Annotated in this window: 22 protein-coding genes; 11 read left to right on the forward strand and 11 right to left on the reverse strand. The window is 67.9% G+C overall.

The genetic code is table 11. The features are described 5' to 3' along the window. The first annotated feature begins 68 nt into the window (after positions 1–68). Positions 69–1,319 carry an acyl-CoA dehydrogenase family protein gene (locus RJT68_RS16995; protein ID WP_407037717.1) on the forward strand — a complete coding sequence of 417 codons (1,251 nt, stop codon included), beginning with the start codon at positions 69–71 and terminating at the stop codon, positions 1,317–1,319. Between the two features lie 548 nt (positions 1,320–1,867). On the opposite strand, the gene RJT68_RS17000 is transcribed toward RJT68_RS16995, so the two are convergent. Next, a complete protein-coding gene (locus RJT68_RS17000; protein WP_407037718.1) occupies positions 1,868–2,905 on the reverse strand; it encodes an MBL fold metallo-hydrolase in 1,038 nt (345 codons plus the stop codon). Positions 2,906–3,103: 198 nt separating this feature from the next. On the opposite strand from RJT68_RS17000, the gene RJT68_RS17005 reads away from it, so the two are divergent. Next, positions 3,104–3,898, forward strand: coding sequence for an enoyl-CoA hydratase/isomerase family protein (locus tag RJT68_RS17005; protein WP_407037719.1), 795 nt, complete (start codon positions 3,104–3,106; stop codon positions 3,896–3,898). 16 nt (positions 3,899–3,914) lie between these two features. Here RJT68_RS17005 and RJT68_RS17010 read toward each other — a convergent pair whose 3' ends face one another. Then, a complete protein-coding gene (locus RJT68_RS17010) occupies positions 3,915–4,652 on the reverse strand; it encodes a 3-hydroxyacyl-CoA dehydrogenase family protein (RefSeq protein WP_407037720.1) in 738 nt (245 codons plus the stop codon). A 262-nt stretch (positions 4,653–4,914) separates the two neighbouring features. On the opposite strand from RJT68_RS17010, the gene RJT68_RS17015 reads away from it, so the two are divergent. The 4 genes from RJT68_RS17015 (at position 4,915) to RJT68_RS17030 (ending at position 10,742) form a co-directional block, all read left to right on the forward strand. Then, positions 4,915–5,850: a ferritin family protein gene (locus RJT68_RS17015; protein ID WP_407037721.1), complete on the forward strand. Its 936-nt coding sequence runs from the start codon at positions 4,915–4,917 to the stop codon at positions 5,848–5,850. A gap of 114 nt (positions 5,851–5,964) precedes the next feature. Then, the gene (locus RJT68_RS17020; protein WP_407037722.1) at positions 5,965–7,824 is read left to right on the forward strand and encodes a long-chain fatty acid--CoA ligase; all 1,860 of its coding nucleotides are present in this window, start codon (positions 5,965–5,967) and stop codon (positions 7,822–7,824) included. Positions 7,825–7,845: 21 nt separating this feature from the next. After that, complete coding sequence (locus tag RJT68_RS17025) at positions 7,846–9,075, forward strand: acyl-CoA dehydrogenase family protein (protein WP_407037723.1); 1,230 nt, start codon at positions 7,846–7,848, stop codon at positions 9,073–9,075. A 230-nt stretch (positions 9,076–9,305) separates the two neighbouring features. Beyond that, complete coding sequence (locus RJT68_RS17030) at positions 9,306–10,742, forward strand: amidase (RefSeq protein ID WP_407037724.1); 1,437 nt, start codon at positions 9,306–9,308, stop codon at positions 10,740–10,742. Positions 10,743–10,779: 37 nt separating this feature from the next. Here RJT68_RS17030 and RJT68_RS17035 read toward each other — a convergent pair whose 3' ends face one another. Continuing rightward, on the reverse strand, positions 10,780–11,565 hold the full coding sequence (locus RJT68_RS17035) for an SDR family NAD(P)-dependent oxidoreductase (protein WP_407037725.1): 786 nt from the start codon (positions 11,563–11,565) through the stop codon (positions 10,780–10,782). A gap of 159 nt (positions 11,566–11,724) precedes the next feature. Between RJT68_RS17035 and RJT68_RS17040 the strand changes: the two genes are divergently transcribed. After that, positions 11,725–12,948, forward strand: a complete 1,224-nt coding sequence (locus RJT68_RS17040; RefSeq protein WP_407037726.1) for a thiolase family protein — start codon at positions 11,725–11,727, stop codon at positions 12,946–12,948. 46 nt (positions 12,949–12,994) lie between these two features. On the opposite strand, the gene RJT68_RS17045 is transcribed toward RJT68_RS17040, so the two are convergent. After that, the gene (locus RJT68_RS17045) at positions 12,995–14,290 is read right to left on the reverse strand and encodes an MFS transporter (protein WP_407037727.1); all 1,296 of its coding nucleotides are present in this window, start codon (positions 14,288–14,290) and stop codon (positions 12,995–12,997) included. A 238-nt stretch (positions 14,291–14,528) separates the two neighbouring features. Here RJT68_RS17045 and RJT68_RS17050 point away from each other — a divergent pair, with 238 nt between their 5' ends. Continuing rightward, the gene (locus RJT68_RS17050; RefSeq protein WP_407037728.1) at positions 14,529–15,548 is read left to right on the forward strand and encodes an FAS1-like dehydratase domain-containing protein; all 1,020 of its coding nucleotides are present in this window, start codon (positions 14,529–14,531) and stop codon (positions 15,546–15,548) included. Positions 15,549–15,617: 69 nt separating this feature from the next. Here RJT68_RS17050 and RJT68_RS17055 read toward each other — a convergent pair whose 3' ends face one another. Together RJT68_RS17055 and RJT68_RS17060 are read right to left on the reverse strand one after the other, a co-directional pair. After that, entirely contained in the window at positions 15,618–16,097 is a 480-nt protein-coding gene (locus RJT68_RS17055; protein ID WP_407037729.1) for a Zn-ribbon domain-containing OB-fold protein, read from the reverse strand. Next, positions 16,094–17,242 (reverse strand): acetyl-CoA acetyltransferase, encoded by a 1,149-nt coding sequence (locus RJT68_RS17060; RefSeq protein WP_407037730.1) that lies wholly within the window; start codon positions 17,240–17,242, stop codon positions 16,094–16,096. Before RJT68_RS17060 ends, RJT68_RS17055 begins: the two co-directional genes overlap by 4 nt. 181 nt (positions 17,243–17,423) lie before the next feature. On the opposite strand from RJT68_RS17060, the gene RJT68_RS17065 reads away from it, so the two are divergent. From RJT68_RS17065 to RJT68_RS17075, 3 genes are all read left to right on the forward strand, one after another. After that, positions 17,424–17,699, forward strand: a complete 276-nt coding sequence (locus RJT68_RS17065) for an MTH865 family protein (protein WP_407037731.1) — start codon at positions 17,424–17,426, stop codon at positions 17,697–17,699. Positions 17,700–17,913: 214 nt separating this feature from the next. Next, positions 17,914–18,195: a hypothetical protein gene (locus tag RJT68_RS17070; RefSeq protein ID WP_407037732.1), complete on the forward strand. Its 282-nt coding sequence runs from the start codon at positions 17,914–17,916 to the stop codon at positions 18,193–18,195. Positions 18,196–18,329: 134 nt separating this feature from the next. Continuing rightward, positions 18,330–18,905 carry an RDD family protein gene (locus tag RJT68_RS17075; protein WP_407037733.1) on the forward strand — a complete coding sequence of 192 codons (576 nt, stop codon included), beginning with the start codon at positions 18,330–18,332 and terminating at the stop codon, positions 18,903–18,905. Positions 18,906–18,952: 47 nt separating this feature from the next. Here RJT68_RS17075 and RJT68_RS17080 read toward each other — a convergent pair whose 3' ends face one another. The 5 genes from RJT68_RS17080 to RJT68_RS17100 all read right to left on the reverse strand — a co-directional run bounded on the left by RJT68_RS17080 (position 18,953) and on the right by RJT68_RS17100 (position 25,111). Next, positions 18,953–20,038, reverse strand: coding sequence for an ABC transporter ATP-binding protein (locus RJT68_RS17080; RefSeq protein WP_407037734.1), 1,086 nt, complete (start codon positions 20,036–20,038; stop codon positions 18,953–18,955). Between the two features lie 41 nt (positions 20,039–20,079). Further along, positions 20,080–20,952 carry a carbohydrate ABC transporter permease gene (locus tag RJT68_RS17085; protein WP_407037735.1) on the reverse strand — a complete coding sequence of 291 codons (873 nt, stop codon included), beginning with the start codon at positions 20,950–20,952 and terminating at the stop codon, positions 20,080–20,082. Beyond that, the gene (locus RJT68_RS17090) at positions 20,949–21,902 is read right to left on the reverse strand and encodes a carbohydrate ABC transporter permease (RefSeq protein ID WP_407037736.1); all 954 of its coding nucleotides are present in this window, start codon (positions 21,900–21,902) and stop codon (positions 20,949–20,951) included. Before RJT68_RS17090 ends, RJT68_RS17085 begins: the two co-directional genes overlap by 4 nt. A gap of 104 nt (positions 21,903–22,006) precedes the next feature. Further along, on the reverse strand, positions 22,007–23,419 hold the full coding sequence (locus tag RJT68_RS17095; RefSeq protein WP_407037737.1) for an ABC transporter substrate-binding protein: 1,413 nt from the start codon (positions 23,417–23,419) through the stop codon (positions 22,007–22,009). Positions 23,420–23,593: 174 nt separating this feature from the next. Next, positions 23,594–25,111, reverse strand: a complete 1,518-nt coding sequence (locus tag RJT68_RS17100; protein WP_407037738.1) for a molybdopterin-dependent oxidoreductase — start codon at positions 25,109–25,111, stop codon at positions 23,594–23,596. Between the last annotated feature and the right edge of the window lie 84 nt (positions 25,112–25,195).

The raw sequence follows: 25,195 nt of genomic DNA on the forward strand, positions 1-25,195 counted from the left end.
AGGGAGCGGGCGCCGCCCGGACGCACCGCGTGGTATACTTTTACATTGGCCTGAAGAAACATGAGGGTATGGAGTACCACGACTCCGACAAGGCAAAAGAGGTCGCCGGTCGAGTACGGGAGTTCATGGACGACGTCGTCATCCCCCGGGAGCGCGAGGCCCTGGCGACCGGGGAGACGATCACGAACGAGGAGATCGAAGACCTGTGGGAGCAGGCGAAAGCACGCGACCTGTTCGCGCCGCAGGTCCCGGAGGAGTACGGCGGACAGGGGCTGAACTTCCGCGACATGCTCCCGTCGTTCGAGCAGGTCGGCCGCTCGCTCATCGGCGCGCTCTCGATCCGGGCCAACGCGCCCCAGGAGGGCAACATGCACACCCTCGAGGCCGTCGGCACCGAGGAGCAAAAGGAAGAGTGGCTGCGCCCGCTCGTCCAGGGCGAGCTCTCATCGGCGTTCGCGATGACCGAGCCCCGACAGGGCGGCGGCTCGGACCCGAAGATGCTCCAGAGCACCGCCGTCAAGGACGACGACGAGTGGGTCATCAACGCCCACAAGTGGTGGACATCCGACGGCCTCGACGCCGACTTCTACCTCGCGATGGTCCGGACGGACCTCGACGCCCACCCCTACGAGGGGACGTCGATCATCCTCGTGCCGCGGGAGGCCGACGGCGTGAACGTCGTGCGTAACATCCCGCACCTGGGCGGCCACGGCATCACCGAGCGCGTCGGCGGCCACGCCGAGGTCAAGTTCGAGAACGTCCGCGTCCCCGTCGAAAACACCGTGGGCGAGGAGAACGAGGGCTTCCAGATCGCCCAGATGCGTCTCGGCGGCGGTCGACTCACCCACTGCATGCGCTACTCCGGAATGGCCGAGCGCTCGCTCGAGATCGCGAAGGCCTACCTCCGCGAGCGCGAGGCATTCGGCGAGCCGCTCGAGGACAAGCAGGCGCTGCGCCACCGCATCGCCGACGCCGAGACGCGCCTGCACGCCGCCCGCTGCATGGTCCGCCACGCCGCCCGCGAACTCGACCGCAGCGAGGCCCGGATCGAGGTCGCGATGGCGAAGATGTACACGGCGAACGTGACCAACGACATCATCGACCTCGCCCTGCAGTGTTGCGGGGGGAACGGCATCGGCAAGGACCTGCCGATCGCTCACTTCTACGAGAACGTCCGCGCCTTCCGCATCGTCGACGGCGCCGACGAGGTCCACCGCCGCTCGATCGCCCGCTGGGCGTTCGACGACGTCGACGAGACCGAGGTCGAGAACGCGCTGCGGTTCGACGAGGACCTCCGTATCGACGCGCTCGACGACTGAGACGCTACAGAGGCCACGCCGAACCGTCGAGGATCCTTCCGGGGGTTCGTCGTCTTCGATTTCGCTCACACTCGAAGGAGCACGTTTCGCCGACCGCCATCCACATCGAAGCGAGTGAGATCACCACGAAAGCCCCTGGCGCTCTCGAGTCGGTGTGCTCGCTGCGCGCTTCGCCCCCTCCGGTCACTGCAGTGCTTGCTCCGCGAGACGCTTCGCGTCTCGCTGATCCCTCGTTCGCTTCGCTCACGAGGACTTCGCCCGCCTTCCTCGAGAGCGCCAGCCCCTTTCATTCCCACCCGTGTCGGCTGCCCGGACGGCCACCGCGGGTGGGAATGAAAGGGGCTCTCGCTCCCGGCGAGCGAGACGTCGCAAGGACCGCAAGCCCGGGGGGCTGAGGACCGCAGCACGTCGCAGCCGCCGGGAGCGCCAGGGGCTTTCGTGGTGTCCGACGTTTCAGGAGAGACGTCACGAGCGCATCAAAGAAGAAACTTTACGAGAAGTCAAGCAGACGGTGCGACGCCTCGAGCGGACCGATCGACGACCCACGTTCAAACGGGTTCGTAGAATCGAACGCCGTCCTCGAGGCGCGAGCACACCTCCCCCTCGCGCTCGAGGTGGGCGAGCGCGCCCACGATTTCGGGGAGGATGCGCGCCCGGTGGCTCGGGCGGTCGGACAGTTCGGCCGCGACGTGGAACGCGGTGGAGCCGTCCGCCCGGAGGGCGTCGTAGCTGCCCCGAACGCGCTCGTCGAGGTCCGCGAACGATCGTTCCACCGACTCCTCGAATCGGTCGTGGACCGGCCCGTGGCCGGGGTAGACGCGATCGTACGATCCAGCGTCGAAGCGCTCGAGCGCCTCGAGGAACGCCGAGATGCCCGCCGCGACGCCCTCGTCGAAGTTGGCGTGGATGGCCGCCGCGCGAAACGGCTCGATGACCATGTCGCCCGAGAAGAGGACGCGCTCGTGGGCGTCGTCGGGGCCACTCGTACCATCGTCGGCCTCGAGCGTCGTCCCGTAACAGAAGTGCGTGAGGTGGTGGCCTGGCGTGTAAATCGGTTCGACCTCGAGGTCGCCGACCCGGATCGACTCGCCCTCGTCGATCCAGACGTCGACGGCTTCGAGCGGTAGCGCCTCCCGCATCCGCCGGTGGGCGTCGACCAGCCGCTCGACGCCCTCCTCGAGGTGCTCGTCGGGCACGCCCGCCTCCCGCATGTTCTCGCGCGTGGCCGCTTCGACCGTCTCGGGGTCGCGCCGGAGGAACGACCGGATCCGGCGCGGGGCGTAGACGGTGACCTCGCCGTCGCTGGCCTCGAGCAGCGTGCGCGTCTGTCCGACGTGATCGGAGTGGGCGTGGGTCAAGAGGAGGTGCTCGACGTCCGCCGGTCGGTAGCCGTGGGCCTCGAGGCCGTCGACGAGTTCCTCGGCGCCCGCCTCGCCGGTCATGCCGGCGTCGACGAGGATCGGTTCCTCGCGGGGGAGGAGGTAGGCGGCGGCGTGGCCGGGCGGCCACTCGACGGAGAACTCGAGGCGACGAGCGTGAGATCGTGACCGGACGCTCTTCGCGCCCGATCGGTCCGGCTGAGACATGCACCGGGGTACGGGCGGGGGGTACGATAAACTTTGACAGGAGGCAAAGGAGGCGGTGCGAAAGGAGAGCCGCGCTCGAGGTCGAAGGTGAGTCGCGATGTCCGAATCGACGGCATCCGAACTCATGGCGTCCGAACTGACGGCGTCCGACGCGACCGGTTGGCGAACGTATTAGTTCGATCGCGTCGACTGGCGGACATGGACGATTTAGAGACCGTCCTGCTCGACTACGACGACGACAGTGGCATCGGTACGCTCACGATGAACCGCCCGGACTCGCTCAACGCGCTGAACGGGCAGCTCTCGCGGGACATCGTGGAGGGGCTGCGCCGCCTCGAGGAGCGAAACGAGGACGCCGACGGGGTCGCGCTCCGGGCCGTCGTGCTCGAGGGGGCCGGCGAGAAGGCGTTCTGCGCGGGAGCCGACATCGGCGGCTTCTCCTCGGACTCCGCGGGCGGGAGTTCGGCCAGGTCCCACTACCAGTTCATCGTGGACTTCCCGGCGCCCGTGATCGCGAAGATCGACGGCTACTGCCTCGGCGGCGGCCTCGAGACCGCGCTGGCCTGCGACTTCCGGCTCGCGAGCGAGGAGAGCACGTTCGGCTTCCCCGAAGTGAACCTCGGCCTGCTGCCCGGCGCGGGTGGGGTGCAGTACGTGACCAAGCTGGCGGGGCCGGCCGTCGCGAAGGAACTCGCGATGTTCGGCGACCACGTCCCGGCAGAGCGCGCCGGCGAACTCGGCATCGTCAACCGCGTCTACCCGGGCGACGAGTTCGACGACGAGGTCGCGTCGTTCGCCGAGAAGCTGGCGGGCCAGGCGCCGCTGGCGGTCCAGGGGATCAAGAAGTCCGCCCGCGTCGCGGTGGAGACGGGCCTCGAGGAGGGGTTACGCTACGACCGCGAGCAGTTCTCGACGCTGCTCAACACGGAGGACTTCGAGGAAGGTGCGGCCGCGTTCAGCGAAAAGCGCGATCCCGAGTTCGAGGGGCGATAGGGGCCCCGCGAACCGATCAGTCCCACTCCTCGCCGATTCCGCGCAGCGAGAACGGCCCGACGGGGAGGTTGTACCCCTCCTCGAGCGCTTTGTCGACCTGTTCTTCGGTCGCGATCCCCTCGTCGACGATCCGCTGGGCTTCGCGTCGCATCGCCGCGTGACACCGGTTGGCGAGGAATCCGTAGGTACCAGGCGCGTCGTCGACGGTGACGCGCGTCTTCCCGAGTTCGTCGACCAGTTCTTCGGCGCGCTCGACGACCGCCTCGTCCGTCTCGGGGGCCTTCACGATCTCGACCATCGACATGACCGGCACGGGGTTGAAGAAGTGGGTCACCGCCACGCGGGAGGGGTCGTCGACGGCGTTGGCGATCGAGGTAACCGGGAAGCCGCTCGTGTTCGAGTACAGCGGCTGGTCGTCGGTCACCTCGTCCAGGTCGCGGAACACCTGGCCCTTGATCGCGAGGTCTTCGGTGACCGCCTCGATGACGAACTCCGTATCGGCGGCGGCCTCCTCGAGGTCCGTCGTGAACGTGAGTCGGTCGAGGACCTCCTCCTTCTCCCCCTCGGTCATGTACCCACCTTCGACGGCGTCGTCGAGGCCGTAGTTCCCCGAGACGAGTCGCTCGCGGGCCTCCTCGGCGAGTTCCTCGTTGATCTCCCGGACGCGAACCTCGTAGCCTGCGCGCGCGAGTACCTGAGCGATGCCGCTGCCCATGATGCCGCCACCGACGACGGCGACTGCGTCTCGTGACATGCCACCACCCACCGTGGGAGACGACTTAGTTCTTGTCAACCGCCGTGTTCGTCGCCGGTACCGACGGGCCGGTCGTGGGTTGAGGAGTCGAGACCGTCGACACGCTGTCGTTCTACGCGCCGTTCGTCTGCTGCTTCATCGGGTTCGCGCTCGAGCATCGGATCGCTCGAGCGGTGAGTGAGAGCCCACCAGGTACACAGCGGCCGTCGCGAACGTGGCTGTGACGCTACAATTATTAGTCGCGACGGCGTCTGTTAGTCATATGGAAACAACGTACACACCGACCGAGATGATGGATCGGGACTCCCGATCGAACCGCTACTACCGGAACGCCGTCGAGCGCCACTGGGACCCCGGCGAGATCGACCTCGAGCGGGACGTGGAGAACCTGGTCGCCCACATCGAGGGCTACGACGAGTACGGCCGGGAGACGTGGTACCGGACGCTCAACGGCATCGCGAAGTTCGGGGCGGGTGAGGACGCCGTCACCGAGGACCTCGCGCCACTCGCGGTGGTGCTCGAGGACATCGACGACCAGTTGTTCCTGACGACGCAGCTGTACGAGGAGGCCAAGCACGCCGACTTCTTCGACCGCTACTGGCGCGAGGTCGTCTGGGAGGTCGAAGACCGGACGGGCTGGGAGCGCTCGAACCCCCGGCACGACCGGTGGTTCAACGAGCCCTACGTCGAACTGTTCGACCGGAACAAGAAGGCGCAGTACCGGCTCCTCGAGGAGGACACCCCGGAGAACCGGGCGAAGGCGTACTGCCACTACCACCTGACGGTCGAGGGGATCCTCGCCCAGACGGGCTACTACGGCATGCAGACGTCCTACGGCGGGGAGTTCGAGGCGCTTCCCCACCTGCCGGGGCTCGTCGAGGGGTTCACGAAGATCCGCAGCGACGAGGGTCGCCACGTCGGCTTCGGGATGAACCAGTTGAAGAAGCTCATCCGGGAGGAGGGCGTCGATCCGGCGCTGATCGAGGGGACGGTGAGCGAACTGATCCCGCTCGTCCAGGGCATCACCGAGGACGACCGGTTCCAGCCCGACGACCCGGAAGAGCGCGCCGGACTCGGCGAGGGCGAACTGGCCGCCTACGCCGTGGAGAAGCACGCCGACAGGATGCGCCAGATCACCGACGCCGCCGCGGAGATCCCCGACGTCGACGAACTGGTGCGACTCGAGGGGGACGACTGAGAGCGCGCGGATCGTCGCCGGCCGTCGTCGAAATGCGCGCCGTCGATCGTTCTCTCGTCCGTGAACGCGACGAAACGCCTACGGTGGACGACGAAGAACGTGTGTACGGACATGATGGGAGTGCAGTTAACACTTGACAAACTCCTCGAGCGGGCGGTCGACCTGTTCCCCGACCGGGAGCTGGTGACGAAACTGCCCGAGGGGAGCATCCACCGGTACACGTACGCCGACGCGTACGAGCGGATCTGTCGGCTGGCCCACGCCCTGGACGAACTGGGCCTCGAGGCGGGCGAGCGGGTCGGCGTCGTCGCGACGAACCACTACAGACACTACGAACTCTACTTCGGGCCGGCGTGCTCGGGGCGGTCGATCCACATGTGCAACATGCGGCTGCCCGACCACCACTTCGTCCACACGATCGAGGACGCCGAGGATCGGGTGCTCTTCGTCGATCCGGGGCTGCTCGAGACGGTCGAGGCGAACGCCGACGACCTCGAGCGCGTCGAGCAGTACGTCGTGCTGGGCGACGCGGACGACGTTCCCGAGACGGACCTCGAGCCGGTGACCGACTACGAGTCGCTGCTCGCCGGCCATCCCGGCGAATACGAGTGGCCGGACCTCGACGAGGACGCCGAGTACGGAATGTGCCACACCTCGGGGACGACGGGCCTCCCGAAGGGCGTGCCGTACACCCACCGGGCGATGTACCTCCACAGCATCATGTGCGGGCACGTCGACGCCAACGGGGTCGGCGAGAGCGACGTCGTGCTCCCCGTGGTGCCGATGTTCCACGCGAACGGCTGGGGGATCCCCTACGCCGCGACGTTCGTCGGGGCCAAGCAGGTCTTCCCCTCGATCCACACCGACCCGCCGTCGATCGCCAACCTGATCGCCGACGAGGGGGTGACGTTCTCGGCGGCGGTCCCGACCATCTGGCTCGAGATGGCCGAATTCCTCGACGAGAACCCCGAGGTCGACATCTCGAACATCGAGCGGCTGACCGTCGGCGGGTCGGCCCCGCCCGAGTCGCTCATCCGGAAGTACGACGAGGAGTACGACGCGCCGATCATCCAGGGGTGGGGGATGACCGAGACGTCGCCGCTGGGCACCCTCAGCACGCTCCGAAAGGAGGTGGCGGACCTTCCGAGCGACGAGCGCTACGCCTACCGCGCGAAGGCCGGCCTGCCCGTTCCGGGCATGCAGATCCGCGTCGTCGACAGCGCCGAGCAGAGCTCCGCTGGCAGCCGGACGGAGTCCGGCGACGAGGAGGAGGAGGAGGTCCCGCGCGACGGCGAGACGATGGGTGAACTCCAGGTCCGCAGCCCCTGGGTGACCGACCACTATCACAACCGGCCCGAGGAAAACGAACAGGCGTTTACCGACGACGGCTACCTCCGAACCGGCGACATCGCCACCCGGGACGAGTGGGGGTACGTCGACGTCGTCGACCGCGACAAGGACGTGATCAAGTCGGGCGGCGAGTGGATCTCCTCCGTCCAGCTCGAGAACGAACTGATGGCCCACGAGGGCGTCAGCGAGGCGACGGTGATCGCGGTCGACCACGAGCGCTGGCAGGAGCGGCCGCTCGCGGTCGTCGTGCCGACCGCAGGGGCGGACCTCGACGCGGACGACCTCGAGGCCCACCTCGGGGAGACGTTCCCGTCGTGGTGGCTGCCCGACGCCTACGAGTTGATAGAGGAGATTCCGAAGACCTCGACCGGGAAGTTCGACAAGAAGCGGTTGCGCGACCGCTTCGACGACGTCCGCTTCGAGGCCGACGACGGGACTGACGACGACGATGCTGACGAGATGGACGTCGAAGAGGAAGTGGCGGTAAAAGACGTGTCCGAAGCCGAAGCGGCGGAGACGGAGAGAACGGGACGAACGGAACCGGAAGCGGAACGAACGGAACCGGAAGCTGACGGAACGGAATCGGAGGCGGACGGAACGGAACCGGAGGCGCCGGAGCGCTGACGGAGCGGCACCTCGATTTTCATGGACTCGAACACGACTCAGACGACGAGCGGCGTGAGTTTCGCCACGGACGAACAGACCGACCTGATCCTCGACGGCCTGGACGAGTTCGTCGAGCGCGAGGTCGAACCGATCGTCGAGGATCTCGGGGACACCCACGAGAATCCCCGGAAGGGCCACCGCGAGAACGGGCGTCTGACCGAGGAAGTGCTCGAGGCGCGCGAGGAGATCCGCCGACGGTCGGCCGAGGCGGGCTACTACGCGATGAACCTCCCCGAGGGGGTCGGCGGCGGGGGCGTCTCCGCGGTCACCTGGTACCGGGCGAAACGGCACCTCGCCACCCGCGGCGGCGGCCTCGAGCGCTACGTCCTCGCCGGCCCCGAGGGGCCGAAGCCGCTGCTGTTGCAGGCCGAGGGCGAGCAGGTCGAGCGCTACCTCGAGCCGACCGTGCGCGGGGAGAAGTCGACGGCGTTCGCCCAGACGGAACCGGGATACGGCTCGGACTCGCCGAACATGGAGACGACGGCCCAGAGAGAGGGGGATGGGTGGGTGTTGAACGGGCGCAAGCAGTGGATCACCAACGCGCCCTACGCCGACTTCGTTCAGCTGTTCGCCCGGACGACGCCGCAGGAGGAAGCCGGCCGTTACGGCGGCATCACCTGCTTCCTCGTCGAGCGCGACGAGTACGAGATCGGATCCTACAACAACGCCGTCGGCGCAGTCGGCACGCAGGCGGAGATCGTCCTCGACGACGTGCGCATCCCCGAGGATCGCGTCCTCGGGGAGGTCGACGGGGCCTTCTACGCCGCGATGGAGTTCCTCTCGCTCGGCAGACTCGAGTTGGGCGCCGAGGCGATCGGGTACGCGGAGTACCTGCTCGAGGAGGCGAGCGACTACGTAACGGGACGGGAGGCCTTCGGGGAGCCGATCGGGAACTTTCAGCAGGTGTCGGCGAAACTCGCCCGCGGGCGGGCGAAGACGTACGCCGCCGACGCCGCGGGGCTGAAACTCGCCTGGAAGGTGGACCGGGACGAGCGGACGGTGATTGACTCCTCGATCGTAAAGTGGTTCGCGACGAACGTGCTCTGGGAGGTCGCCGACGCGGCCGTCCAGGTCCACGGGGCCAACGGACTGGCCGAGGAGAACCCGTACATGGACCTGCTCCACCAGGCCCGCATCCTCCGGATCGTCGAGGGAACCGACGAGATTCAGCTGAACACCATCGCGAAGTCGATGGGGATCACCGAGTGAGCCGCCGGCGAAAGCGTTTGCGCTCGCCCTCGCCGTTGGCCGCTCTCGTCGCTCTCGTCGCTCTCGCCGTTCGTCGTTCGCCGATCCCGTCAGACTCGAGTTCGTCGTTCGCTGCTCTCGTTGGCTCGAGTTCGCCGTTTCCCGTCGGCCGTTCGCCGTCCGTCGCGCTCACCGTTCGCCGTCCGAGCGACCGGTGAAGGTTTTTCACCCGACGCGCGGATATCGGTGGTATGTCATTGCAGCCCACGAAGATGACCGCCGCCGGGCTCGCGCGAGCGATCCGGGACGGCGAGTACGCGCCCACGGAGGTCGTCGAAGCCACCCTCGAGCGCGTTCACGACCGAAACGACCGAACGAACGCGTTCGTCACCGTCACGGACGATCTGGCCCGGGAGATGGCCGAAGAAGCCGAGCGCGCGATCGACGAGGGCGAGCCGCTGGGACCGCTTCACGGCGTCCCTGTCGCGATCAAGGACCTCGACGACGTCGCTGGCGTCCGGACGACCTCGGGGTCGTTGCTCTTCGAGGACCGCGTCGCCGACTCGGACTCGCCGTTCGTCGCCCGGCTGAAGGCGGCGGGGGCCATCGTGGTCGGGAAGACGAACACGCCCGAGTTCGGCCTCGGCACGACGACGGACAATCGCGTTGCGGGGCCGACGGGCACGCCCTTCGATCCCGAGCGCGTCTCCGGCGGTTCGTCGGGCGGGGCCGGCGCGGCGCTGGGCGACCGGCTCGTTCCCCTCGCGCCGGGATCGGACGCCGGCGGCTCGATCCGCGTTCCCGCGAGCTTCTGCGGCGTCTACGGACTGAAACCGACCCAGGGGGTGGTCCCGAACGTCGGCCGACCCAACGGTTTCGCGAGCCACACGCCCTTCTCGACCCACGGACCGCTGGCCCGGACGGTCGAGGACGCCGCCATCTCGCTCGACGTGATGGCCGGGGCTCACCCGCGCGATCCGTTCTCGGTCCCGAAGCGGCGAACGTACCGCGACGCCGTGGACCGCCCGATCGACGACCTGACGATCGCCTACAGCCCCGACATGGGCGTCTACCCCGTCGATTCCGACGTGCGCGCGGTGCTCGACGACGCCGTCTCGGCGTTAGAGCAAGCCGGCGCGACCGTCGAACGAGTCGATCCCGACCTCGAGCACGACAACGAGGAGATCCTGGACGCCTACTACACGATGGCGACCGTCCGGTGGCGGGCGCTGCTCGAGGACCTCGAGGAGGAGGGGTTCGACCCGCGCGGGGACGACCGCGACCGCCTCCGGCCGTACCTCGTCGATCTCATCGTCGACGTCGAGGAGCCGACCGCCCGGGAGCGCAGGCGCGCGGACGTCGTTCGAACGCGCGTCTTCGACGGCCTGCAGGACTGCTTCGCGGAGTACGACCTCCTCGCGACCGCGACGGTCGGGACGACGCCGTTCCCCCACGGCGAGGAGCCCGAGGAGGTCGACGGCGTCGAGATCGAGCCCTACCGCGGCTGGGTGCTCACCCAGCCGTACAACCTCACGGGGCACCCGGCGGCCTCGGTCCCGGCGGGCTTCGTCGACGGGCTGCCGGTCGGGCTGCAACTTGCCGGCGAGCGTCACGCCGACGACGTCGTCATCGCCGCCAGCGCCGCCTTCGAACGGCGACGGCCGTGGCGCGACGAGTACCCGGAGTGAGAGCGACGGACTCGGAACCGACGTTCCGCGTCCGCGATCAGAAGCTGAAGAGGTCGATCCCGCCGGTGACGCCGACGATCTGGCCCGTCACGTAGGAGGCCTGCTCCGAGCAGAGGTAGGCCACCGTGTTGGCGACGTCCGCCTCGGTGCCGAGGTGGCGCATCGGCGTCGCCTCGGCGATCCGGGCGTAGTACTCGTCGACGTTCTCGCGGAGTTCGTCGGGCGACATGTCCGACCACTGCTCGACGACGATGTTCGGCGCGATGATATTCGAGGTGACCCCCGACTGGGCGCCCTCGAGCGCCATCGTTCGGCCGACGCCGATCATCGCCGCCTTCGTCGCCGAGTAGGAGAGCTGGCCGAAGCCGCCGTACCAGCCGGCCATCGAGGACATGTTCACGACACGTCCCCAACCCCGTTCGCACATCCGCGGGAACACTTCCTTGCTGATGTTGTACGTCCCCGTCAGATTGATCTCGACGTCGCGGTCCCACACCTCGTCGTCGTAGCCGTCGATGCGCGAGCGGGCGTCGACCATCGCCGCGTTGTTGACGAGTACGTCCACCCCGCCGAAGGCGTCGCGCACCTCGTCCATCGAGTCGGCGACGTCGTGGCGGTCGGTGAGGTCGCACTCGAGGGGCATCGCTTCGCCGTCGACGTCGCGCCCGTTGATCTCCTCCGCCACGGCGGCGGCGCCCGCTTCGTCGACGTCGAGCACGACGACGTTCGCGCCCTCTTCGGCGAGGACGTGGCAGTCGGTACTTCCGATTCGACCGGCGCCGCCGGTGACGACGGCGGTTCGATCCTGAATGCCGAGGTCCATGACGCGCGAACTACTCCGCGATCTGACTTAACGGTTGTGCGTGTTATCAAACGACACAGTCTCGTCGAAGCGAAAATTCCGCAGATACCCTCGAATACCGGCGATCTCGAACCCGTTCACAATCCCTATGGTGGTGGACGGAATAGTCACGAACAAGTCATGAGATCCGCCGTAATCGTCGACGCGGTACGAACGCCCTTCGGGAAGCGCGACGGGTCGTTCCGCGACACGCACCCGCAGGACCTGGCGGCCAAACCGCTCGAGGCGCTCGAGGAACGTAACGAATTCGACCCCGAGACGATCGAGGACGTCGTCTACGGCTGCGTGACGCCGGTGGACGAGCAGGGGCTCAACGTCGGCCGACTGGCCCCGATGGTCGCCGGCTGGGGAGACGTCGTCCCCGGAGTACAGCTCAATCGGATGTGCGGCTCGGGCCAGCAGGCCCTGAACTTCGCCGCCGCGAACGTAATGGCCGGCCAGCACGACGTGCTGATCGCCGGCGGCGTCGAGCACATGACCCGCGTGCCGATGGGCTCCGACGGCGCCGACGGCGTCGACGGCGAGGGCGCCGTCACCGACACCTACTTCGAGCACTTCGACGAGCTCACCCACCAGGGCGAGGGCGCAGAGCGCATCGCCGAGGAGTACGGCTTCTCCCGGACGGAACTCGACGAGATCGCCGTCGACTCCCAGCGCCGCTGGGAGGAGGCGCGGGAGGACGGGCGCTACGAGGACCAGCTCGTCCCCGTCGAAACCGAACTCGAGGGGGAGGGCGAGTCGCGAAGCGACTCGGAAAATCGAACGGGGAGCGAAGCGACCCGTGAGACGGTCACGGTCGAGCAGGACGAACACCCCCGGCCCGACACCGACCTCGAGACCCTGTCCCAGCTCCCGCTGGTGTTCCGCGAGGAGGGCGAGGGCTTCCACCACCCCGGCAACTCCTCGGGGATCGTCGACGGCTCCGCGGCGCTGTTGGTGGCGAGCGAGGAGGCCGCCGAGGAGCGCGGCTGGGAGCCGATGGCCCGCGTCGTCCAGACCGAAGTCGTCGGCGTCGACCCCGTGACGATGCTCACGGGACCGATCCCCGCCACCGAGCGCGTGCTCGAGAAGGCCGGGATGGACGCCGCGGAGATCGACCTCTTCGAGGTGAACGAGGCGTTCGCCTCGGTCGTCGCCGCCTGGCTCGAGGAGACCGGCGTCTCCTGGGAGCGGGTGAACGTCAACGGCGGCGCCATCGCCCACGGCCACCCCCTGGGCGCGACCGGCGCGGCCCTGATGACCAAGCTGGTCCACGAACTCGAGCGGACGGGTCAGGATACCGGCCTCTGTACGATGTGCATCGGCTTCGGCCAGGGGATCGCGACGATCGTCGAGCGGGTCTGACGCCGGCGCTCGAGCCGCCGTTCTTCGACGACTCCACCTCGAGCGGTCAGTCCGCCCGCACGGTCCCGGTCGTGACCTCCGGGTTGCGCAGGAGCGGGATCGAGACGAACGTGAGGCAACTGAGCACGAGCGCGGCGCAGAGGACGTACGTCCACCGGTAGCCGAACCAGAGGTCGACCGCCGGAATCGCGATCAGCGGTCCGAGGCTCAGCCCGACGTCGCCCATCACGTTGAACACCCCGCCCATCCGGCCCAGTTCGTCGCCGGGGGTGAGATCGCCGAGGATCGCCAGCAGCGCCGGCGCGGCCGCGCCCATGCCGATCCCCGCGAGAACCATCGCGACGAGCAGCGCCTCGATCGAGGGGACGTGGGCGATGAGCAGGAACCCGGCCGCCATCGAGGCGAACGCCGGAACGGTCAACAGCGTGCGGTCGGGGATCTGATCGGAGATCCAGCCCGTGGCGATCGTCGTCACCCCCGAGGTGACGACACCCAGCGCCATGACGACGCCGCTGATCCCCGCGGCGTCCAGCAGCGAGAGCTCCATGCCGTGGTCGCTCGCGTACCGGGCCAGCGTCGAGAGGATGATCCCGCCCCAGAGGAACTGGAGCGTGAAGTTGCCGAACCCGATCAGGAGGACGGTCGGCCGTCCGCGAAGGAGCGTCGGCACCTCGCGCAGGCGCGCCGAGCGCGTTTCGGCCCCGCTGTGGACGTCGGGCAGGACGATGGTCGCGACCGTCCCCGCGAGGAGCGCGAGCGCGCCCGCGACGAGAAACGCCGTCTCCATGTCGGCGAGGTCCGTCAACACCCCGCCGACGGCGAGGCCCGTCGGAAAGCCGAGCGACTGCCCGCCGCGCATGTAGCCCACCCACCGACCGCGGTTGCTCGAGGTCGTGACGTACGTGATGGTGGCGAACGCGCCGATGAAGACGAAGGCGCTGCCGACGCCCCAGAAGAGTCGCGAGGTGACGAAGACGAGTCCCGGAAGGGAGACGGTAGTCAGCCCGGGAACCTCGCCGATCATCACGGGCGGCGCGTGGAGGCCGACGATGTAGCCGAACGGGGCCAGCGCCTGGGTGAACAGGCCGAAGATCATCGGCTTGCGCGCGCCGACGCGGTCGATGATCGTCCCCGCCGGCGTGTTCATGAACAGCCGCGCGATGCGGTTCGCCGAGAGGATGAAGCTCAACATCACGGCCGAGATGACGAGTTTCTCGTCGAGCAGCGGCAGGGTCGGAAACGCGACGCCGGTCGCGACGCCCCCGAAGAACACCCCCGCGATGACGGCGAGGGCGATGGTTCTGATCTCGGCGGGCGCGTACGCGGCGTCGTCGTCGGGCATCGAGGTCGTCGAACGATTCGGCACGTCCGGTGTTCAACGTTCCGTTCCCGGCGCAACGCGATGGGTATTCTGCCGAAGCGAACGAGCGGACGCCGACGAAGTCGCCGGAGACGAATGGATTATGCCCGTCGTCCGCGAACCCTCCAGGAAATGGCGCACGGACCCACGGGAACCGCTCGACGACGGACGGACGCGGGAACGAACCGGCGATCGCTCTCGGACCCGGGGGGTGAGCGGCGTGCCGAGTAAGCCCCTGTCGGAACTCGAGGCGATGGTCGGCGAGCAGCGCGTCACCGTCGAGGAGTTCCGGATCGAGGCCGGGAAGGTCGAGGAGTTCGCCCGCGCGATCACGGAACCGAACCCGATCTTCCGAGACGAGGACGTCGCCCGGGAAGCGGGCTACGAGGCGATCCCTGCACCGCTGACGTACACTCGAGTCGGCCGGTTCCCACGCTACCGCCCCGACGACGTCGAGGGCTACGGCTTCGACCTCGGTTTCGAACCCGAGTACGTCCTGCACGGCGAGCAGTCCTACGAGTACGAGCGACCGCTCCTCGTCGGCGACGTCCTGACCGGGACGACGACGCTGGCCGACGTCTACCAGCGCGACAGCCGGCGCGCCGGGACGATGACGTTCGCCGTCCACGAGACGGCCTACCGCGACGAGAACGACGAACTCGTGCTCACCGAGCGCGCGACCGCCATCGAGACGGAGGGGGCGGTCGACGACGGCGACGGCGACGACGCCGGCGGTGAGGACGGGAGCGGCGCGTCCGCGAACGGCGGAACCGACGTCATCGACGTCGACCCGAGCGACTCGAGCGCGGACCCGGAATCCCGCGTCGCCGCCGTTTCCGAGGTCGAGGTCGGAGATCCGGGTCCGACGGCCGTCGTCGAGGACCTCGAGCGGCGCCACTTCGCGACGTACGCTGGCGCCAGCGGCGACTTCAACCCGATCCACTACGACGAACCGTACGCCCGGGCGGCGGGCAACGAGCGCGTCTTCGGCCAGGGGATGTTCACCGCCGGCGTCGCCTCCCGGGTCGTCACGGACTGGTTCGGCCTCGAGCGGATCGACTCCTTCGGCGTCCGGTTCCAGTCGCGGGTGTTTCCGGGCGACACCATCGTCGCGACCGGCGAGGTCGCCGACGTCGACCGGGACGACGGCACCGTCGCGGTCGACATCGCGGTCGAAACGCCCGAGGGAACGACGCTGCTGACGGGCCGGTCGTCGGCGACGCTCTCGAGCGGGAACTGAGCGGAGTTCGATCGATTTCGAGATCGATCTCGAGTACTGTTTCGAGAACGGGCGTTGGCTCGCCGCCGATCACTGCGGGACGAACACCGGCAGCGCGGCGTCGTCCGAAACGCGCCAGAACCTCGCTTCTACGGGCGTTCCGACGGCCACCTCGTCCGGATCGCAGTCGAGCAGCGCGAGCAGTCGGGGCCCCTCGGCGAGTTCGACCGTCGCGACGGCGTACGGCGTCCGGTCGCCGAAGCCGGGTTCGCCGGGCACGTGGCAGACGGTGTAGGTGTAGACCGTCCCCAGCCCCTCGCTCGGCTCGAACGGCGGGTCGATCGCGCCGCAGTCGGTGCAGACCGCTCGCGGGTACAGTTGCGCGTTCCCGCACTCACAACGCTGGAGCACCAGGCGGCCCTCGAGGGTCGCCTCCCAGAACGCCTCGTTCGCGCCGCGGGGGATCGGAACGGGGCCCTCCCACTCCTCGCGACGGTCCTCGACGGGGCCGACCGCGTCGCCCGAGGGAGCCGACTCCGCCGGGTCGGCCGCGTCGTCCCGGTCGCTCATGTCGCCCTCCGTAGCACGACCGTGCTGCTCGAGGACAGCACGCCGCCGGTTCCGTGAGCGACCGCGATTTCGGCCCCGTCGACCTGGCGCTCGCCGGTGTAATCGCCTCGAAGCTGTCGGACGGCCTCGATGAGGACGAAGATGCCGAAGTGGCCGGGGTGACAGTACGAGAGGCCGCCGCCCTGCGTGTTCATCGGCAACTCGCCGCCGGGTGCGGTCGCACCGCCTTCGACGAACGCGCCGCCCTCGCCCTTCTCGCAGAAGCCCAGATCCTCGAGGGTGACGAGGACGGTGTACGTGAACGAATCGTAGATCTGGCCGACGTCGACGTCGTCGTGGGTGATTCCGGCCTGCTGGAACGCCTTCGGCCCCGTCACGGCGGCGCCGGTGGTCGTCATATCGCCCATCTGGCTGATGTCGCCGCGGTGGGTGCTCGTCGAGGCCACGCCCGCCACCTCGATCCGCGGAACGCCCAGTTCGCGGGCCTTCTCCTCCGAAACCAGCACGACCGCGCCGCCGCCGTCGGAGACGAGACAGCAGTCGAGTAAGGTGAACGGTTCCGCGATCGGCCGCGACTCGAGGACATCGTCGACGGTGATCGGGTCGCGGTGTTCGGCCTTCGGGTTCATCGACGCCCACTCGCGCGTCGAAACCGCGATCTCGGCGAGTTGCTCCTCGGTCGTGCCGTACTCGTGCATGTGGCGCTTCGCGGCCATCGCGTACGCCCCCGGCGGCCGGAACAGTCCCGTCGGGCGGACGAAGCCGTCGACCGGGTGGGTCACCTCGAGCGAGCGGTCCCGGCCGGGGCCGGTCCGGCGCGTCGAGCCGTAGGCGACCACGACGACGTCCGCCTCGCCGCGGGCCATCGCGTCGCGAACGTGGCCGCAGAAGGCCTCGAACGAGGAGCCGCCGATCTCGGTCCCCTCGAGGAACGACGGCTCGTCGAGGTCCAGGTACTCGGCCAGAATCAGCGCCGGCATGTAGTCGTCGCCGCCGGCGACCGCGACGCCGTCGACCTCCTCGAGCGTACAGCCGGCGTCGGAAAGCGCGCGAACGGTGGCGATCGCGGCGTTCTCGAGCCAGTTCCGATCGGGGGTTTCGCCGAGTTCGCTCTCGGCGACGCCGGCGAGAACCGGCTCAGCCACTGTGATCACTCCGCGGAGCTCTCGATGCCATGCACCCCGATTTTCTACGGATCGTCAAGTACGTTGTGGTGGGGTACCACTCATCACGTAGCGAGGCCAGCGGACCGGATTCGAAGTCGTCGATCGGACGTGATCGTTCGAAATCACTATGTGGGCACGTGTCGTCTTCCCGAACCGACCCATGGCAGAACCAGACGTCGACGAGGTTCGGCGACAACTGATCGACGCGTTCGAGGGGGCCGACTACCCCGTCTCGAACCCGATGGAACTCCTCCCGGCACTGCCCAACGGGCCCGCCACGACGTTCGAGTCGGGCGACTTCGAGATGTCGGTGATGGAACTGCAGAGCGCTTCGGGCGGCGGGATGCAAGAGCGATTCCCCTACGACAGCCCCGAGGAGATCGCCGACGACGTCATCGAAGGGCTCCAGGACGCGGGGGAACTCCCCGAGAACTGACTCCACGGCGGAGCCACGACCCGAACGATCGACGGCTCGAGGTACTCACCCGACGCCGGTTTCCCCCGGAACGAACGCGCCGACTGCCGAGGGCCGACGTCCGCCGACGCCGATTTTCGCCACCGATCGCTCGACCGCGAACTCGACGCCGTCCGCCGACGGAGCCTCCTCGCACCCGTAGCTATATAGGATACCGCGGGGATAATCGGTACATATGAGCAACGATACCACGAGACGAAGAAGCGAGAGCGCGGGCCTGGAAAACATTCGCGAGGCCTCCGACGCGGTGGAGAAGTCCACGGCCGCCGTGACCGCCGAGAAGGTGCGAGAACGGTGGCGAACGGTCGGCGCCATCGTCGTCCTGGCGATCACCAGCGTCCTGCTCGTCCGGGTGGACGGGTACCTGTCGATCGACGCGCAGGTGTTCGCCGGAATCTCCGCCCTCCTGCTCGCATACTTCCTCGTGACGCTCCGCACCGACGTCAGGATGGAGTGACCCGCGATCGACGGAGTACCCTGCAATCGACGGAGTGGCCTGCGTTCGGGGTCGACTCCCGGGCGTCGCCGATGCGGCAGTTATTTCGTCCGATCCCGTGAACGGTCGGCCATGAACGGCGGGGCGATGGTACCGTGATCGACCGGAAACTGGACGAGTTCTTGCCGACGCGGCGTCAACCGGCGCCGGTACTCGAGACGGCGGACGACCGCGACGTGCTCCGTGCCCGCGGCGCCGCGGCGGCGATCGACCTGTTCGTCTGCTACGTCCTGATCGAACTTCCGCTGATCTACCTCGCCAGCGTGGCGTTCGGGGGCGCCTACGAGGCCCTCGGCGGGTACGCGGTCGTCCTCTCGCTGCTCGCCCTCCTACCGATCTTCGCGACCTACTCGTTCCTCTGCGAGTGGCGCTACGGGCGGACGCCGGGGAAGGTCAATCGCGGCCTGCTCGTGGTCATGGCCGACGGAAGCCCGTGCACGTACCGCGCCAGCGCCGTGCGGAACCTCTTCCGCTACGTCGATCTGCTCGGCGTGCCGCCGCTCGTGGTCGGCCTCGTGGCGGCCCTCGCGAGCGACGGTCGACGCCTGGGCGACCGCGCCGCGGGGACGGTCGTCGTCCGCTCGACGGTCCCCACGGACTCCGACGCGGCGGTCTCGGCCGACCTGGACGCGAGCGCGGCCGCTCGAGCGGGCGAACGGCGCGAGAAGTGATCGGTGATCGATGATCGGTGATCGGCGGTGGCCCCGACGAGGGGAGGTCAGCCGATTCTGACGCCGGAGCGGACGTCGAACAGCCGGGTGTACTCCGGCTGTAACACGAGTCCGTACTCGTCGCCGCCCCCCTCGAAGTCCGGATCGGTGACGACGACGATCTCGCCGAACTCCGTCTCGAAGAAGCTGTGGGTCGCGTCGCCGAGCGGTTCGTCGAGCAGGTGCGTCGCCGGGATGCCCGCTTCCGGATCCTCGCTGACGGTGATGTACTGCGGCCGGAGGCCCACGCGGATCTCGTCGCCGTCCCAGCCCTCGAGGCCGTCGCGGGCGACCTGGTACCGGTAGTCGCCGATCGCCAGCTCGGCCGTGCCGTTGACCGACGTCACCCGACCGTCGAAGAACTGCGTCGACGGCTGTCCGATGAACTGGCTGACGAACGCCGTCTCGGGTTCGTCGTAGATCTCCTTCGGCGGGGCGACCTGCTCGAGTTCGCCGTCGTTGATGACCGCGACGCGGTCGGACATCGTCATCGCCTCCTCCTGGTCGTGGGTGACGTACAGGGTCGGACAGCCGATCTCGTCGGTCACCTTCTCGATGACCGGCCGCAGTTCGGCCTTGAGTTTGGCGTCCAGGTCCGACATCGGTTCGTCGAACAGGAAGACCTCGGGATCGCGCACGAGCGACCGGCCGAGGGCGACGCGCTGTTGCTGCCCGCCGGAGAGGTCGGCGGGCATCTTCTCGAGTTGATCGGTGATCTGGAGCAACTCTGCGGCCTCCTCGACGCGAGCGATGCGCTCCTCCCGGGAGAAGCCGACGATCTTCAGGCCGTAGGCCATGTTCTCCTGGACGCTCATGTGGGGGTAGAGCGCGATGTCCTGGAACAGCAGCGCGATGTTTCGCTCCTGGACCGGTTTGTCGGTCACGTCGCGGTCGCCGAAGACGATCTTCCCGCTGGTCGGCTTGTTCAGGCCCGCGACGCAGCGCAGCGTCGTGGTCTTGCCACAGCCCGACGGACCGACCAGGGTCACGAACTCGCCGTCCGCGATGGTGAGGTTTACGTCGTCCACCGCGACGATCTCGTTGCCCGATTCCTCGTACACTTTGGTCAGATTCTGAATCTTGATATCTGGCATGTGATGTCGTATCTCGTTGTGGTGGCTAAAAGGTGGTGCGTTCAGAGGGCTCTAACCTGGAATCCCTTCAGCAGGTAGCTCTGCATGAAGTACGCGAAGAGCAGCGGCGGGAGCGTCATGGCCAGCGAGACGGCCATCAGGTAGGCGTCCGGCAGGAACTGGGCCTGCCCCATCGCCCGGAGGACGCCGGGTGCGAACGTCGTGGTGTCGGTCTCCGGCAGGAGGATCTGCGCGAACGTGAAGTCGTTCCAGGCGAGCGCGAAGGCGAACAGCGCGGCGGCGATGATCGCCGGTCGACACTGGGGGACCACGACGTCGCGAAAGCCCCGCCAGCGCGAGGCGCCGTCGACCCACGCGGCCTCCTCGTGGGCCTCCGGGATCGTCATGATGTACTTCCACATCAGCCAGACGGAGAATGGCATCGAGATGGCCGAGAGGGCGATGATGAGCCCCACGCGCGTTCCGAGGAGTCCGATCGATCGCCAGATCTGGTAGAGCGGGATGCCGATGACGATGGGGCTGAACAGGTAGCCGATCAGGAGGACCCGCGCGAAGTTCTCCTTCTGGGGGAACGAGAGCCGCGCGAGGCCGTAGCCGGCGATCAACGAGATGACGACGACCGTCACGATGGTCCCGATGGACACCACGACCGTGTTGAACATGTAGGTGTACATCTCCGGATCCGCCAGGACCCTGAAGTTATTGAGCGTGAAGATGTCCGGCGTCGGGAATACCGTGACGACGTCCTCGACGGTCTCGTACTTGGTGAACGCCAGCTGGGTCATCCAGTAGATCGGCCAGGCGCCGACGAACACGATGATCGCGGTGCTGACTAGCTTCAACGACTCGAAGAGCCGTCCTTCGCCGTCGTAGGAGAGGCCGAAGATGCCTCCCGGTGGTTCGCTCTGACTCATGTCGTCGTCTCCACCTCCTCGCTCGGGTTGAAGAGCTTGAAGTAGAGGATCGCCGACGCCAGCAGGAACAGGAACATGACGATGGCGATCGCGTTCGCGAGCCCGTAGGCCTGGTCGGTGTAAACGGTCTTGTAGGCCAGCACGGGGAGCGTGGTCGTGGCGTTACCGGGGCCACCCTCGGTCAGCTGCCAGATGATGTCGAACTTGTTGAACATGAAGATCGATCGGAGCAGGACGACGACCAGGATGATCCCCGTGATGCGCGGCAGCGTGATGTCCCGAAACATCTGCCACCGGTTGGCGCCGCACACCTTCGCCGCCTCGTAGAACCGATCCGGGATCGCGCGCAGTTGCGCGAGCGTGAAGATGGTGACGAAGACGGAGAACTTCCAGCTCCCGACGAGGATCAAAAGCGGCATCGCCCACTTCCGCGCCCCGAATGGCGCCTCGTTGCCGCCCCAGAGGCCGAGCCACTCGGCGCCGATCATCTGAAACACGCCGCCGGCGGGATCGAACACCCGAAGCGCGACCAGCGAGACGATGATCGTCGGGATCAGGTACGCCGTGAAGACCACCGCGGTCAGGAGGCGCTGGCCGCGGGAGATCCGGTTGAGCACCAGCGCCATCCAGAGCCCGACGGCGAGCTGGATGAGCGTGCTGCCGACCATGTAGACGACGCCGCGCCACAGCGAGCCCCAGAACGAGGCGATCTCCATCACCTCGGAGTAGTTCTCGAGCCCGATCCACTCCCACTCGGGGTTCAACGTGTTGATTTCGTGCAACGATGCCCAGAACGCGAACGCGATCGGGAGCACCGCGATGAGTGCGTACAGGACGACCACGGGGAGGACGGTCCCGATCCCAAGGACGGTCTCCCGCTCGACGGGCAAATCGTCCCACGGGACATACTCCCTGCGGGGTCGTATCGATTCTCCGGTTTCACCGGCCATATCTGGTAACCTCTGCGTCCATGTATGTTAATCTCACGGTCTATCGTATACGATTCGTCCCGAACCGAACGCCATCAAATGAGAAACCGACGCGCGTGCGTCGACTATCCGAACGTCTCCTGGGCCTCCTCGAACGCCTTCTCGAGTTCCTCGAGCCCCCACTCGTAGGCCTCGTCGACGCTCATCGAGTCGGTCACCACGTTGTTGACCATCTCGCCGTAGAACCACTGCCGTTGCATGTACAGCGACACGGGCGAGGAGATGTTGGCCTCCTCGACGCTGCCGTAGTGGTTGCCCCAGATCTCGTCCTGGACGTACTGGAGTTTCTCGAGCAGGTGGGGGTGGGCTTCGAAGATGTCCTGGCTCTGGAACTCGTCGGATCCGATCACGTCGGAGTAGGTCGGCAGGAATCGGCCCGGATCCGTCTCGTAGAAGCTCACGGTCCGCTCCATGCTGTCCGCGTAGAGCCACTCGAACCACTCCTTGGCCCCCTCCGGGTTCTCGCCGCCCGAGAAGATGTGGTAGCCGTCGGGCGCCGGGGAGCTCAACCAGTTCTCGTCCGCGTCGATCTCCCCCCAGGTCGGGTAGGCGATGACCTCCGTGGCTTCGGCGAGTCCCCGAAGCTCGTCGCTGTCCTCGGCTTCGGCCGTCAGCGCGGTGACGCCGACCGGCCAGGCGTTGAGGTGGTAACACTGGGCGTACTCGCCCTGGACCCACTGGCTGAGCGACTCCGCCCAGTCGATGCCGGTCGGGTCGGGCGAGTACTCCGAGAGGTCCTTCATGTACTGCAACACCGTCGTCACCTCCTCCTCGGGGAAGTGGACTTCGAGTTCCTCGCGCGCCTCGGGGTCCTTCCAGCGGAGGCCGATGCCGGCGACGCCGGCGCTCGCGAGCAGGACCAGGAACTCGTCCTGGCTCTTGCCGGTCGGCATCCCCGCCAGTCCGTACCCTCGCGTGTCCATGTCGGACTCGTCGATGGCCTTGGCGTTGTCGAGGACGTCCTGGAACGTCTCCGGCTCCTCGAGGCCGAGTTCCTCGTAGACGTCCGCCCGGTACTGGAAGTTCGAGACGTACAGGCCGTGGGGGATCTGGTAGATCTCGTCTCCCTCCCCGAGGAACGCCTCCGTATTGATCTCCCCGTTGACCTCTTCGATCGAGGAGACGACGTCGTTGACGGTCTCGAGCTGATCGGTCTCCCAGATGTCGGCCACCTGGTCGAACGTGGAGGTGTTCGCGTCCGGCGGAGTGCCGGCCTGGATCAACTGGGAGAGTCGGCCCTCCTGGGTGCCGGACATCCCCCCTTCCTCGATCTTCACTTCGACCTCGGCCGAGTCTTCGAACTCCGACTCGAGATCGCCCCAGAGGGACTCCCAGGAGTCGTTGTAGTAGTCCGTGATGAAGTGGACCTCACCGTCACCGCCGCCGCCGCCACCGCCGAGGCAACCAGCAAACGTTGCACCGATTCCGGCGCCCGCTCCCGCGAGCACCTGCCGTCTATTGAGTGAGCGTCGTGTCATTTGTGATCATGCCACCCTTGCACGTTGGTAACAGCACGGAGCGATCATATAAAACTTCACTATTTTTTACTCCGTTAGCGCCGACAGCGTATCCCGGCCGCACCGAGATCACCAGCGAGTGTAGCCCCCGGGGCGAGTTCCAATGGCGGTATCCGCTCGGAGGCCGAGTTCGGATCACCGACGCGTCACGGTTTCGGTGACCCAGCCGGTGGCGCCGTCGGGTTTCGGTCCCTCCTTCTCGGGGATCTGGAGGTCTCCGTTGCCGTCTCGAGCCCGAACGATCACGTCGTGCGTCCCGGCCGCTCCGTACTCGTGGCGCCACTGCCGCCAGACGTCCTCGCCCGGGAGGGGCTCGGACAGCTCCGCGTCGACCCAGGTGTCGCCGCCGTCCGTCGAGACCTCGACGGCCTCGATGCCCCTGGTGCCGGCGTAGGCGTGGCCGGCCACCTCCACGCGGCCGCCCCCGAGGTGGTTGACCTGCCAGAGTTTGGCCACGGTGTGGACCGGGCCGGTGCCGTGCCAGCCCCGGTGCTCCCAGTAACCCGTCGTGTCCTCGTCGCGAACCTCGATCTCGGTCAGCCACTTCACGCTGATCTCGCCCCAGTGACCCGGGACGAGCGCGCGCACCGGCGCGCCGTGGGCCCGCGGCAGCGGCCGCCCGTTCATTCGGTAGGCCAGCAACCCCGGCCACAGCGCGTCGATCGGGAACTCGTTGTAGTAGTAGTCGGCCCCGTGCAGAACGACTCGGTCGCCCCGCGGATCCGCCGCCTCGAGGAGCGTCTCGACGGGCACGCCGCTCCAGAGGGCGGTGTCCATCTTGCGCCCGTTGAGCCGGTCGCCGACGCACCGAAGCGTGACGAACCGATCCTCGAGGTCCATCGCCTCGAGGTCGGCGACGTCGTACTCGACCTCCTCCTCGACGGCGCCCGTGATCGAGAGCGTCCACTCGCCGCGGTCGACGTCGGGGTTCACGTTGTTGATGTCGACCTCGTAGAAGTCCGTGCTCACCAGGGGTTCGAGACCCGCGACGTCGAACGACCGGTCGCTCGCGGCGGTGAGAAGTTCTCGGACCTCGGGGCGGGCGTCCTCCGGGATCTCGAGGCCGGACGGGGCGGACGTCTCGCCGGTTCCGCGGACGAACAGGCCGACGGCGCTCAGGCCGATCGCCGACCCGACCGCCCCGAGAACGCGTCGCCGGTCGAGGGAAGCTCCCTCGCGAGCGACGGGCCCGGTCGCCACGACCGACGCCAGCACGGCGAGGCCGGCCCCGACGGCGGCGCCGGCGCTCGAGTCCGGCGACCCGGTCACCCCGAACGCGACCAGGCCCGGACCGATCGCTCCGACGAGCACGCCGACGACGGTCGCGGCGCGCCGACCCAACGCGTCCCCGGTCGGCCCCCACCCTCGGAGGATGGCCATGCCGGGTGCGGTCGCCGCGCCGAGGAGAACGCACGTGGCCACGATGGCGGTCAGGAAGGCCAACTGGTGGCCGAACGACCCGAGTTCGGTGATCGCGAACGCCACGAGCGCGTCGGGACTGACGGCGAGGATCGCTCGATCGACGGGCGTCACGACGAACGCCGGCCGCCGACCGGCGGCCAGGTACGAGCCGCCAACGGCGGCGAGTCCCGCGGCGAGCGCCGCGGCGACCGGGGGAAGCCGCGTCCGAACGCGAACGCCCACGGGAGACATTAGCAGCTACTATGGTATGAGATACCATGAAAGCTTCGCGCACGGCTCTGGGCGGCCGGAGGGGGGAGCGGATAGATCGTCGCC

The sequence above is a fragment of the Halovalidus salilacus genome (assembly GCF_031852275.1).
In the GTDB taxonomy this organism is placed as follows: domain Archaea; phylum Halobacteriota; class Halobacteria; order Halobacteriales; family Natrialbaceae; genus Halovalidus; species Halovalidus salilacus.

What these genes read in the sequence shown, in the direction of transcription:
- RJT68_RS17010 (WP_407037720.1), bottom strand. Translation starts at nt 4,652, where the DNA reads ATGTCACGAGACGCAGTCGCCGTCGTCGGTGGCGGCATCATGGGCAGC.
- RJT68_RS17005 (WP_407037719.1), top strand. Translation starts at nt 3,104, where the DNA reads ATGGACGATTTAGAGACCGTCCTGCTCGACTACGACGACGACAGTGGC.
- RJT68_RS17100 (WP_407037738.1), bottom strand. Translation starts at nt 25,111, where the DNA reads ATGTCTCCCGTGGGCGTTCGCGTTCGGACGCGGCTTCCCCCGGTCGCC.
- RJT68_RS17070 (WP_407037732.1), top strand. Translation starts at nt 17,914, where the DNA reads ATGAGCAACGATACCACGAGACGAAGAAGCGAGAGCGCGGGCCTGGAA.
- RJT68_RS17055 (WP_407037729.1), bottom strand. Translation starts at nt 16,097, where the DNA reads ATGAGCGACCGGGACGACGCGGCCGACCCGGCGGAGTCGGCTCCCTCG.
- RJT68_RS17090 (WP_407037736.1), bottom strand. Translation starts at nt 21,902, where the DNA reads ATGGCCGGTGAAACCGGAGAATCGATACGACCCCGCAGGGAGTATGTC.
- RJT68_RS17020 (WP_407037722.1), top strand. Translation starts at nt 5,965, where the DNA reads ATGGGAGTGCAGTTAACACTTGACAAACTCCTCGAGCGGGCGGTCGAC.
- RJT68_RS17035 (WP_407037725.1), bottom strand. Translation starts at nt 11,565, where the DNA reads ATGGACCTCGGCATTCAGGATCGAACCGCCGTCGTCACCGGCGGCGCC.
- RJT68_RS17040 (WP_407037726.1), top strand. Translation starts at nt 11,725, where the DNA reads ATGAGATCCGCCGTAATCGTCGACGCGGTACGAACGCCCTTCGGGAAG.
- RJT68_RS16995 (WP_407037717.1), top strand. Translation starts at nt 69, where the DNA reads ATGGAGTACCACGACTCCGACAAGGCAAAAGAGGTCGCCGGTCGAGTA.
- RJT68_RS17065 (WP_407037731.1), top strand. Translation starts at nt 17,424, where the DNA reads ATGGCAGAACCAGACGTCGACGAGGTTCGGCGACAACTGATCGACGCG.
- RJT68_RS17045 (WP_407037727.1), bottom strand. Translation starts at nt 14,290, where the DNA reads ATGCCCGACGACGACGCCGCGTACGCGCCCGCCGAGATCAGAACCATC.
- RJT68_RS17030 (WP_407037724.1), top strand. Translation starts at nt 9,306, where the DNA reads ATGTCATTGCAGCCCACGAAGATGACCGCCGCCGGGCTCGCGCGAGCG.
- RJT68_RS17000 (WP_407037718.1), bottom strand. Translation starts at nt 2,905, where the DNA reads ATGTCTCAGCCGGACCGATCGGGCGCGAAGAGCGTCCGGTCACGATCT.
- RJT68_RS17080 (WP_407037734.1), bottom strand. Translation starts at nt 20,038, where the DNA reads ATGCCAGATATCAAGATTCAGAATCTGACCAAAGTGTACGAGGAATCG.
- RJT68_RS17095 (WP_407037737.1), bottom strand. Translation starts at nt 23,419, where the DNA reads ATGACACGACGCTCACTCAATAGACGGCAGGTGCTCGCGGGAGCGGGC.
- RJT68_RS17025 (WP_407037723.1), top strand. Translation starts at nt 7,846, where the DNA reads ATGGACTCGAACACGACTCAGACGACGAGCGGCGTGAGTTTCGCCACG.
- RJT68_RS17085 (WP_407037735.1), bottom strand. Translation starts at nt 20,952, where the DNA reads ATGAGTCAGAGCGAACCACCGGGAGGCATCTTCGGCCTCTCCTACGAC.
- RJT68_RS17015 (WP_407037721.1), top strand. Translation starts at nt 4,915, where the DNA reads ATGGAAACAACGTACACACCGACCGAGATGATGGATCGGGACTCCCGA.